We start from the raw sequence: 11365 nt of genomic DNA, 5'->3' as shown, positions 1-11365 counted from the left end.
GCAAGATATGATGTTGAGCGCAAAGGGAAAGGCCTATCAGCGGCACGATTTGCTCAGCTAGCGGCGTTTTCTGCACAGCGATGGCTCAGAGTTGCGCTTGGGGGCTTTCCCTTTGGTTAAATCCATGCGATAGGGTCGCCGTCAAACGGGCTTTTGCATGGGGTTTTCAGATGCAGATTCGTGAGGCACTCACCTTTGACGACGTTCTCCTGGTTCCGGGCGCATCTTCTGTGCTGCCGGCAACGGCGGATACCACCACGCGGGTGACGCGTGAAATCACAATGAACATCCCGCTGCTAAGCTCAGCTATGGATACTGTGACCGAAGCCCGCATGGCCATCGCCATGGCACAGGCAGGTGGCATCGGGGTCATCCACAAGAACCTTTCGGTCGAAGAGCAGGCCCGTGAAGTGCGGCGTGTCAAACGGTTTGAATCGGGCATTGTTTATAACCCGGTGACATTGCGCGCGGATCAGACGCTGGCGGATGCACAGGCCTTGGTGGAACGCTATAACTTCACCGGCTTCCCTGTTGTGGATGCGGAAGGTCGTGTCGTGGGTATCGTGACCAACCGTGACATGCGCTTTGCAACATCGGACGATACTCCGATCAAGGCGATGATGACGGCTGACAATTTGGCCATGCTGCAAGAACCCGCTGATCTGGAAGAAGCCAAAAGCCTTATGCGGGCACGACGCATCGAAAAGCTGCTTGTGGTTGACGGCCAGGGGAAACTAACTGGCCTTCTGACGCTAAAGGACACAGAACAGGCCGTCCTGAACCCCACCGCTTGCAAAGATCGGCTTGGTCGTTTGCGAGTGGCTGCTGCAACTTCGGTGGGTGATGCAGGATTTGAGCGGTCCGAACAGCTGGTTGATTCCGGCGTCGACATCATTGTGGTCGATACGGCGCATGGTCATTCTCAGGGTGTTCTGGACGCAGTCAAACGCGCGAAAACCCTGTCGAATGAGGTTCAGATCATCGCAGGAAACGTCGCCACGGGCGAGGCGACCAAAGCGTTGATCGATGCGGGTGCTGATGCCATCAAGGTCGGTATCGGCCCTGGGTCGATCTGTACGACGCGCATGGTGGCGGGTGTTGGCGTGCCTCAGTTGACTGCTATCGGAGATTGCGCCGCCGCAGCGGGTGACGTTCCGGTTATTGCAGATGGGGGCATCAAATTCTCGGGCGATTTTGCCAAGGCAATTGCGGCGGGGGCCTCCTGCGCCATGGTCGGCTCGATGATTGCAGGCACCGATGAAAGCCCGGGCGAAGTGATTCTGTATCAGGGTCGTTCGTTCAAATCCTATCGTGGGATGGGCAGTCTGGGTGCAATGGCACGCGGATCGGCTGATCGTTACTTTCAGAAGGACGCAGCCAACGACAAACTGGTACCGGAAGGCATCGAAGGGCAGGTGCCCTACAAAGGGTCTGCCAGCGCAGTGATTCACCAACTTGTGGGCGGTTTGCGCGCAGCGATGGGGTACACGGGGTGTGCGACCGTTGAAGAGATGCGCAAAAACTGCAGCTTTGTCAAAATCACCGGTGCAGGTCTGAAGGAAAGCCATGTGCATGACGTTCAGATCACCCGCGAAAGCCCGAACTATCGGGTGATGTAATCTGTGGACCTGTTGCACGCGGCGCCCTGATCCGGGCGCCGTTTTGCGTGTCCCTGCACCTCAAGGAACTCGACATGACCCCGGTAGCCCGTGTTCAGGCCTCAATAGAAATCCTCAACGAGATTCTGGACGGTGCTCCGGTTGAAAAAGCGTTGACCGGATGGGCCCGTCGCAGCCGTTTTGCGGGCTCAAAGGATCGCGCGGCAGTGCGGGATCACGTTTTTGATGCCCTGCGATGTCAGCGGTCCTTTGCAGCACTTGGTGGCGCCGACACTGGACGCGGTTTGATGATCGGAGCGATCCGGGCACAGGACGGCGACGTTTCCGCAATGTTCACCGGCGACCGTCATGCTCCTGAACCGGTGCTACCCACAGAGACGCCACGCGCCTTCCGGTCCGACGCCGAACGGCTTGATATTCCCGAATGGCTTTGGCCTCGATTTTTCGCCTCGTTAGGGCCTGACACACAGGCGTCGGCCGAGGCCTTGCAGTCTCGCGCGCAGGTACACCTGCGGGTGAACCTGCTGAAAACTGACCCGGTGTCTGCGATTGCCGCACTCCGGGCGGATGGCGTTACGGCTCAACCGCATCCGTTTTGCACAACGGCTTTGGAAGTGACTGATGGCGCGCGGAAGATCGCGCAAGGTAGGGCCTATCAAGATGGGTTGGTGGAGTTGCAGGATGCGGCCAGTCAGGGGGTTGTTGCAGTGCTGGATCTTCAGCCAGGCATGCGTGTTCTTGACTATTGCGCCGGGGGTGGCGGCAAAGCGCTGGCTATGGCCGCGCATGAGGGGGTAGAAGTCTTCGCCCACGATGTAAATGCGGGGCGCATGCGTGACCTTCCCGCGCGAGCAGAACGCGCGGGAGCCAACGTCAAGATATTGACTTCAAAAGATATTGCTGAACACGAGCCCTATGACATCGTGCTGGCTGATGCACCCTGTTCCGGCAGCGGATCATGGCGGCGTGCACCTGCTGGAAAGTGGTCGTTGACCGAAGAACGCTTGCATGACCTCACGCTTGTTCAGGCAGGTATTCTGGAAAGCATTTCCCCCTTGATCCGATCAGGCGGCGTTTTGGCTTACGCTACTTGCTCGGTCCTGGCTGACGAAAACGGGGCTGTAGTCGATGACTTTTTGCAGCAAAACCCCGAATGGACAGAAACGTTCCGCAAATCATGGCAGGTCACACACGGGTCTGATGGTTTTTTCACCGCGCACTTGACGCGCTGACCTTTCGGCAAATAACAACCTTAGGTAGAAGTTCGCTTTTCGCGTTTTGTTAAGCGCGCGTTAACCATTTGTGCTGTTACTGCCGATACCTTTGCCCTTGAGCCTTTTTAATGCCTGATACTGCCGCTTTGTTACGCGACCCTACTGCTGCCCATCAACCCTCAGCGATGCGCGTAGGATCGTTGCTGGTGTTGGCTTTATTAATCACGATAGCACCTTTCACAGATTTGGTGCCGCCCAACTGGGGCGCAGGCCTGAAAGTGGCGGGTCTCTCTCTGCTAGGTGTTCTGCTTTGTTTCGTAGCCAAAAAACAGGTGGAGCTCAGATTCGAACTGCGTAGCATTTCCATTATGCGCTTATTTTCGGAACTAGAAGATGCTCCGGTTCTAGTTGCTAACGGGTATGGTGATATTCTGCTTGCCAATACGCACGCACAAAGGCGGTTTGGTGCCGAAGCCGAAAAACCACTGACCTTGTGCCTGCGGTCGACATTTTCGAACCCGCAAGCAGTTTTGTTCAGGCTGCAATCTCAGGCACATTTGAGCGGCCGTGCATACGAGGAATTTCCCAGCAATGCCAACATGATGGCTGTAACAGTTTTCCGATTGAGACCCGAGGTATATTGCTGGCGCTTTCAGGAATGCGACGACAAAAGCTGCCGAGAGTTAACCATCCCGGTTCTCTCCGTTGGACGCAAAGGTGAAATCCTGCAGTTCAATTCTGTCGCCGAAAAGATGTTTGGGGCTGATCTTGGCGATTTTCAGGACCTGTTTTGTGGTGGGGCGCCAAGTGTGGGGGCGATCAACCAGGTTCGAACTCGAAATGGTGTGGATTCGGTTGCCGTTGCCGAATTGTCCTCATCCGGGTCGCATCGGCGATTGAGATTGATCCCTATACAACTGTCTTCACCTCCCGGGGCAGGCGCGTCGATTGAGGATCTGCCAGTGCCAATCCTTAACTTGTCTTCGGATGGCACAATTCTTGACACTAACAGGCTGGCTGCAAAGCTCTTGGGGAAAGACAGCCTCAAGGGAACCTGCATCAATGAAATTATGCGGGGGCTGCGCATACCACTTCGCGATTGGCTGGCGCAAACGGCTTCGGACGAAGACGTGCCGCGATCAGAGTTCCTGCAGTTGATCCGGGATGACAAAGAGGTCTTTGTGCAAGTAACTTTGAGCAAAGCTGCCATAGAGGGCAAGGCGGGTCTGATCGCCGTCTTGAATGATGCCACCGAGCTGAAAACACTGGAGGCGCAGTTTGTCCAGGGCCAGAAAATGCAAGCCGTGGGACAGTTGGCCGGCGGCGTCGCGCATGATTTCAACAACCTGTTGACGGCAATCTCGGGTCATTGCGACTTGTTGCTGCTGCGGCATGATCAAAATGACCCAGACTATGGAGATCTGGTGCAGATCAATCAGAACGCCAACCGCGCAGCAGCATTGGTCAGCCAGCTCTTGGCGTTTTCCCGGAAACAAACGCTAAGGCCCGAAGTTCTTGATCTGCGCGACACGATTTCGGACCTCATTCACCTTTTGAACAGATTGGTGGGCGAAAAGGTTCAGTTGACGCTCAGCCACGATCCAGTTCTCAAACCGGTGCGCGCTGACAAGCGGCAATTGGAACAGGTTTTGATGAACCTTGTGGTCAATGCCCGAGACGCGATGCCTGATGGTGGCGAGATTCGCATTGAGACTGAGGTCATGCGTCTGTCACACCCTCTCAGCCGAGATCGTGCAACGGTGCATCCCGGAGAATATGTAACGGTAAAAGTGGTGGACAGCGGCTCAGGTATACCGGCTGACAAGCTGCAAAAAGTGTTTGAGCCTTTCTATACAACGAAACGCACGGGTGAAGGCACTGGGTTAGGGCTTTCGACCGTTTATGGCATTGTGAAACAAACCGGAGGTTTTATCTTTGTCGACAGTGTGATGGGGCGTGGTACAGAGTTCACGGTCATTTTGCCGATTTGCACCGCCGCTGACGAGGTCGAAGAAAAAACTTCTGACCAACCCGACCCACAAAGCACGCGGCAAGGCGAAGGGGTTGTGCTTTTGGTCGAAGACGAAGCGCCGGTACGCGCCTTTGCAACGCGCGCATTGCGTTTGAAAGGGTATACGGTGCTTGAGGCGGACTCGGCGGAAGAGGCGCTCAGGTTGCTTGAGGATACCACTTTGAATGTGGATGTCTTTGTAACCGACGTGGTTATGCCGGGTATGGACGGGCCAACCTGGGTGCGCAAAGCGTACGAAACACGCCCGGACGCGCGGGTGGTGTTTGTCTCGGGCTATACCGAGGGCGCGTTCGGCGAATCTGGACCGGGTATCGCTAATTCGACATTCCTGCCCAAACCGTTCTCACTTAATCAACTGACCGAGGCCGTTTTTCAACAATTGAACTGATTACAACGCCGCATCGTGGATCGCAAATTCGGCGGCGAACCTGTTGCGGAATCGGCTTTCCGTATCTTTTGACAAGTTCAGGTTTGCGGCAGGCGACACGTTTTCAAGCGGCAAGTCGATTTCCATGTTTAGCCGTGTCTGCAGGAATTCCAGAATCCGGGTTTGGTTTTCGTATTTGAAGATATGCGTAGCACCACGACCGTTGCTGCGGGTGCGGAAGAACTGGCTTTGGCTGCCAACATCGGCGAACTCGGGACGCTTGTCTTGCATATAGGCTTGGACGAAAGCGTCGAAACTAACATCATGTGTGGAATGAGGGTGTCCAATCAGGTCATCGCGGTTGCGAAACCGATACCAGCTGCCCAGCCAGTCGATGGGTTCACGGACGACGGCCATTATTTCCATTTCTGTATCGTACATTTTCAGGAAGATGTTCTGAAAAAAACGATCAAATCGGCGCACCGGCGCATGTTTCAACTCAGGAGGATGTGTCACAACAAAATCCGCGCGGTCACGCAATGCACTGTGATACGCCGTGCTGCCGGTTTTTGGAACGGCAAGAAAAGCCAGACGTTCTTCATAAAAAACAAGCATATATCGCGTTCCGCTTCAATCTGATCCTCTGAGCAGATTGTCGTAAACGACTCTTTAACACAATTGCAGAAGAGTGAGTTCTGTAAGTTTTAGTTGAAATGTTCTCTTTTTGGTCCCATAAGGAACAAGAGGCGAACAAAGCAGCGATTGCCGCCCGATCAAGGGTGTGACAAAAGGGAAGGCGACAGGACAATGGCGGATCTTCTGACAATGAGCGACAAGAAAAACGCAGACAAGCAAAAGGCGCTCGACAGCGCACTGGCCCAGATCGAACGGCAATTCGGTAAGGGTTCGATCATGAAGCTGGGCGAAGGTGCCAAGCAGGATATCGAAGCAAGCTCGACCGGCTCTCTGGGACTGGATATCGCGCTGGGAATCGGTGGTCTGCCAATGGGGCGGATTGTTGAAATTTATGGCCCGGAAAGCTCGGGCAAAACGACTCTGACGCTGCACTGTATTGCCGAACAACAAAAACGTGGAGGTGTGTGCGCCTTTGTTGATGCAGAGCACGCATTGGACCCGCAATATGCTCGCAAACTGGGCGTCGATTTGGATGAGTTGCTGATCTCGCAGCCGGACACTGGTGAACAGGCACTGGAAATCACCGATACGCTGGTGCGTTCGGGGGCGGTCAACATGGTCGTGGTCGACTCGGTGGCCGCTCTGACGCCGAAATCCGAGCTGGAAGGCGATATGGGCGACAGTAATGTTGGCGTTCAGGCCCGTCTAATGAGCCAGGCGATGCGTAAGCTGACGGGTTCGATCAGTCGTTCGAACTGCATGGTGATCTTCATCAACCAGATCCGGATGAAAATCGGCGTGATGTTCGGCAGCCCGGAAACCACCACCGGTGGTAACGCGCTGAAATTCTACAGCTCGGTGCGTCTGGATATCCGCCGCATCGGTGCGATCAAGGATCGGGATGAGGTTGTCGGCAACCAGACCCGCGTCAAAGTCGTCAAGAACAAGGTTGCGCCGCCGTTCAAACAGGTCGAATTCGACATCATGTACGGCGAAGGCATCTCAAAAATGGGTGAGCTGCTGGACCTCGGTGTCAAAGCAGGCGTGGTTGAAAAGTCAGGCTCATGGTTCAGCTATGGCGATGAACGGATCGGGCAGGGGCGTGAAAATGCCAAGCAATACTTGCGCGACAACAACCGGATCGCATTTGAGATCGAAGATAAGATCCGCGCCGCGCATGGGTTGGATTTCGATATGCCTACGGGTGCTGCTGAGGATGACGATATCCTGGAAGCTTAAAGGCCGCAGAACGGAGCAAGATCATTCGGTGGGTTTCGTTTCAAACAGAATAGGAAACTCCTGTAACAAGGCGGTCCATAGGATCGCCTTGCCGCATTCTGGCACACCTCTGCTGTGGACACTTTTCTGACAGGGGGATAAACCTGCGGAGACCAAGATTTATGTGCGCCGAGAGAGCCCAATGCCAACCCTGAACGATATCCGATCGACCTTTCTGAATTACTTTGAAAAACAGGGGCATGAGGTTGTGGCATCCAGCCCGCTGGTTCCACGCAACGACCCAACGCTGATGTTCGTGAATTCTGGCATGGTCCAGTTCAAGAACCTGTTCACTGGTTTGGAAACCCGCGACTACACACGTGCCACAACCGCCCAGAAATGTGTGCGGGCCGGTGGCAAACATAACGACCTCGACAATGTGGGCTATACCGCGCGTCACCACACGTTTTTCGAGATGCTGGGTAACTTTTCCTTTGGCGATTATTTCAAGCATGAAGCAATCCCGTTCGCTTGGAACCTGATTACCAAGGAATTCGGCATAGACAAAAACCGCCTGCTGACCACCGTCTATCACACCGATGACGAAGCGTTTGAGATCTGGAAAAAGGTCGGTGTTCCCGAGGACCGCATCATCCGCATCGCCACCAATGATAATTTTTGGCAGATGGGCCCGACCGGTCCCTGCGGACCGTGCACCGAGATTTTCTATGACCATGGCGATCACATCTGGGGAGGCCCTCCGGGATCGGCCGAAGAAGATGGTGATCGTTTCATCGAAATCTGGAACGTCGTCTTCATGCAGAACGAGCAGTTCGAAGATGGTTCGATGGTCGAACTGGACATGCAGTCCATTGACACTGGCATGGGGCTGGAGCGGATCGGTGCGTTGTTGCAGGGCAGCCATGACAACTATGACACTGATCTATTCAAAACCCTGATCGAGGCGTCTGCAGATGCGACCGGCGTGGATCCCTATGGGGATCAAAACGTGCATCACCGCGTCATTGCGGACCACCTGCGATCGACCTCGTTCCTGATTGCCGATGGCGTCATGCCCAGCAATGATGGGCGCGGTTACGTTCTGCGGCGGATCATGCGCCGTGCCATGCGCCATGCGCACCTATTGGGGGCCAAGGATCCGGTGATGCACCGCCTTGTTCCAACGCTGGTGCAGCAGATGGGCGGGCATTACTCGGAACTGACGCAGGCCCAGCCCCTGATTGAAGAGACTTTGTTGCTTGAAGAAACTAAGTTCAAGCAAACACTGGATCGCGGCTTGAAGCTGTTGGATGACGAGGTAGCCGGGCTTGCCGAAGGCGCGCCTTTGCCAGGGGCTGCGGCCTTCAAACTCTATGACACCTATGGCTTCCCGTTGGACTTGACGCAGGATGCGCTGCGCGAGAAGGGTCGCGCCGTGGATACCCACGGGTTTGATTCTGCGATGGCAGAGCAAAAAGCCAAGGCGCGGGCGGCTTGGGCCGGGTCCGGCGAAGCTGCAGATCAGGCCGTGTGGTTTGATGTCTTAGATACGGCAGGTGCGACAGATTTCTTGGGCTACGAGACCGAGAAGGCCGAAGCGCAGGTTGCCGCGTTGGTCGTGGAAGGCACTCTCGTCGATGCGATCAAGGCCGGTGGCAGCGGCTGGGTTGTCGTGAACCAGACCCCGTTTTATGGCGAGGCCGGTGGTCAAATCGGTGACACCGGAGAATTGCGCCGCGTTGATGATCGCGACGACCTAAGCCGCGTGGATGACACCAAAAAGTTTGCCGATGGCAAAGTCTATGCGCATAAGGTTACAGTCGAAAACGGCACACTCTCCAAAGGGGACGCGGTCGAGCTTGAGGTCGATCACGCCCGCCGATCCGCCATTCGGGCCAACCATTCGGCCACACACCTGCTGCACGAAGCGTTGCGGGAGGCGCTGGGGGATCATGTGGCGCAGCGCGGCTCGCTGAATGCGGCGGATCGCTTGCGGTTTGACTTCAGCCATTCCAAAGCACTGAGCCTTGAGGAAATCCAAAAGGTCGAACGCGAAGTGAACAGCTTCATTCGCCAGAACTCAACCGTCGAAACCCGGGTCATGACACCCGACGACGCGCGCGAACTGGGGGCGCAGGCGCTGTTTGGAGAGAAATACGGCGACGAAGTACGTGTTGTCTCGATGGGCAAGGCCCCGACCGGCAAGGGACAGGATGGTGAAACATGGTCGATAGAACTGTGCGGCGGTACTCATGTGCGCCAGACAGGGGATATCGGCACTTTTGTGGTACTGGGCGACAGCGCCAGCAGTGCCGGTGTACGCCGGATCGAAGCGCTGACCGGGGACGAGGCCAACCGTTACCTCTCGGCCCAAGATCACCGGCTTGCTCAGGTGGCGCTGGAACTGAAAGCGCAGCCAGATGACGTGGTCGCCCGTGTGAAAGGACTGTTGGACGAACGCAAATCCTTGCAGAACGAAGTAGCTCAACTGCGTCGCGATCTGGCAATGGCCGGAGGCGCCGGACAGGGCGGCGGGGCTGATGCGCGTGACGTCAACGGTGTAAAATTCCTGGCCCAAACGCTCAGCGGAGTTTCGGGTAAGGATCTTCCCGCGCTGATCGACGAACACAAGGCCCGCCTGGGGTCGGGTGCAGTCCTTCTTATTGCAGATACGGGAGGCAAGGCAGCGGTTGCAGCCGGTGTAACGGAAGACCTGACCGGGACCGTTTCGGCGGTAGATCTGGTCAAAGCTGCTGTCGTCGAATTGGGCGGCAAGGGCGGTGGTGGCCGACCGGATATGGCCCAAGGCGGCGGCAAGGACGCATCGAATGCAGAAGCCGCAATTAAGGCCGCGGAACAAGTAATGGGAGGTTAAGATGGCAGCACTCTGGATCGCGCATGTAACGGTAACGGACGCCGAGGCATACGGAAAATACGCTGAACTGGCCGGACCAGCCATTGCCAAGCACGGTGGTGAATTCATAGCGCGCGCCGCACGGTATGTTCAGCTGGAAGGTAAAGAGCGGCCCCGCAACGTGGTCGCCCGATTCCCTTCTTTGGAGGCAGCGGTCGAGTGCTACAACTCAGACGAGTACCAACAGGCGCTGAATCACGCCCGAACCGCCAGTGAACGAGAGTTGGTCGTGGTCGAGATCACCGAATAAGTGTAGAACATAACGCTGTTTTGCTGGTTTCAGCAGTTTTCAGCTTAATGTTGGGTATCGAGCCCTTAGAGCAGCCTGCATTTGCAGGCTGTTTTTTTATTCTACTTTATTACAAAATCTTACGTCGCCTTCTTAATGTTTTTTTCCGCGTGAGTTTTCCAGAATTGTGGCGACTCTATCCAATTTCCCACCCGAAATTGTCAAATTGTAGAACGAATTTTCGCCCTTTTTCATTTGCAGGTTCTCTATGATTGCGACTGAGGCCCGTTCAGCGATAGGTTCAAGAAGTGGAATATAGTCCTGCGGTATCGGCAATCATACGAATGATACTGAACCAGGGAATAGGCATGACATCATTGATCAAAACGACCAACGAACAGATTGCAGAGGTTTTGACCGCTGCCGCGTGTGTCATTGGCCTTGGGGTCGTGTTCCTGGCTTCGCCTATTAGCACAACAGATGCCCAGGCGTCGGAAGGGCGCTTTATTCCTGCTGTTGCTTCTTCACCGCCACCGTCCGGAGCGATAAACCTGTGTGATCAGTACCGTTGGGCATGTACGGCGAAACGTTCGGCGGCCCTGTCCAGTCAACAAGAACTAAAGGTTGTCGAACAAATAAACCGGCGGGTGAACAGATCCACCCGTGAAATTACTGATCAATCTCAATATAAAACTCGCGAACGGTGGGCGCTGCCGACGGCCCTTGGGGGTGACTGCGAGGATTTTGCGCTTCTGAAAAAGCGAGAGCTGGTTCATGCCGGTGTCGATCCAAACAAACTTTTGATCGCCACAGTTTTGGACACGCGCCGTATCCCACATGCGGTTCTTGTTTACCGGTCGGATCAAGGAGATCTTATCCTGGACAACCAAACCAATCGCATCAAACCCTGGGCAGCTACACGTTACCTGTTTCTGCGGATGCAAGACCCGAAACGGCCCAGTGGATGGGTCGGCATCTACGGGCACAGCTAAGGCTAGTGTGTATTTTTAACTTTGGGTATTTGATTCACGGGCGCAAGGTTATTACGCGCCCGTAATCTCTTCTTAGCTCACCTTGGTACTTCGAAATTTTGCACCAACCAAACCGGCAACGACAAATATTTATTCGTCAAAAAA

The 11365-nt window shown here is 55.2% G+C and carries 8 protein-coding genes; 7 read left to right on the top strand and 1 reads right to left on the bottom strand.

Annotated elements, in window-relative coordinates; genetic code table 11:
• Positions 1-170: 170 nt before the first annotated feature.
• From guaB to GOV89_RS19835, 3 genes are all read left to right on the top strand, one after another.
• Positions 171-1619 (top strand): IMP dehydrogenase, encoded by a 1449-nt coding sequence (guaB, locus tag GOV89_RS19845; protein WP_171238884.1) that lies wholly within the window; start codon positions 171-173, stop codon positions 1617-1619.
• A gap of 74 nt (positions 1620-1693) precedes the next feature.
• Positions 1694-2851, top strand: a complete 1158-nt coding sequence (locus GOV89_RS19840; RefSeq protein ID WP_171238883.1) for an RsmB/NOP family class I SAM-dependent RNA methyltransferase — start codon at positions 1694-1696, stop codon at positions 2849-2851.
• Positions 2852-2961: 110 nt separating this feature from the next.
• Positions 2962-5253 carry an ATP-binding protein gene (locus GOV89_RS19835; protein WP_171238882.1) on the top strand — a complete coding sequence of 764 codons (2292 nt, stop codon included), beginning with the start codon at positions 2962-2964 and terminating at the stop codon, positions 5251-5253.
• On the opposite strand, the gene GOV89_RS19830 is transcribed toward GOV89_RS19835, so the two are convergent.
• Positions 5254-5847, bottom strand: coding sequence for a sulfotransferase family 2 domain-containing protein (locus GOV89_RS19830; protein WP_171174090.1), 594 nt, complete (start codon positions 5845-5847; stop codon positions 5254-5256).
• A gap of 192 nt (positions 5848-6039) precedes the next feature.
• Between GOV89_RS19830 and recA the strand changes: the two genes are divergently transcribed.
• The 4 genes from recA (at position 6040) to GOV89_RS19810 (ending at position 11221) form a co-directional block, all read left to right on the top strand.
• Complete coding sequence (gene recA, locus GOV89_RS19825; protein WP_171238881.1) at positions 6040-7107, top strand: recombinase RecA; 1068 nt, start codon at positions 6040-6042, stop codon at positions 7105-7107.
• 181 nt (positions 7108-7288) lie between these two features.
• Positions 7289-9961 (top strand): alanine--tRNA ligase, encoded by a 2673-nt coding sequence (gene alaS / locus GOV89_RS19820; RefSeq protein WP_171238880.1) that lies wholly within the window; start codon positions 7289-7291, stop codon positions 9959-9961.
• Position 9962: 1 nt separating this feature from the next.
• A complete protein-coding gene (locus tag GOV89_RS19815; RefSeq protein ID WP_171174084.1) occupies positions 9963-10250 on the top strand; it encodes a DUF1330 domain-containing protein in 288 nt (95 codons plus the stop codon).
• A 347-nt stretch (positions 10251-10597) separates the two neighbouring features.
• On the top strand, positions 10598-11221 hold the full coding sequence (locus tag GOV89_RS19810) for a transglutaminase-like cysteine peptidase (RefSeq protein ID WP_171238879.1): 624 nt from the start codon (positions 10598-10600) through the stop codon (positions 11219-11221).
• The last annotated feature ends 144 nt before the right edge of the window (positions 11222-11365 follow it).

Origin of the sequence: Ruegeria sp. HKCCA5763, from assembly GCF_013034545.1 — a bacterium.
Classification (GTDB): Bacteria; Pseudomonadota; Alphaproteobacteria; order Rhodobacterales; family Rhodobacteraceae; genus Ruegeria.
Note: the sequence above shows the minus strand (reverse complement) of the source record. Positions and strands in the feature narration are given on the sequence as shown.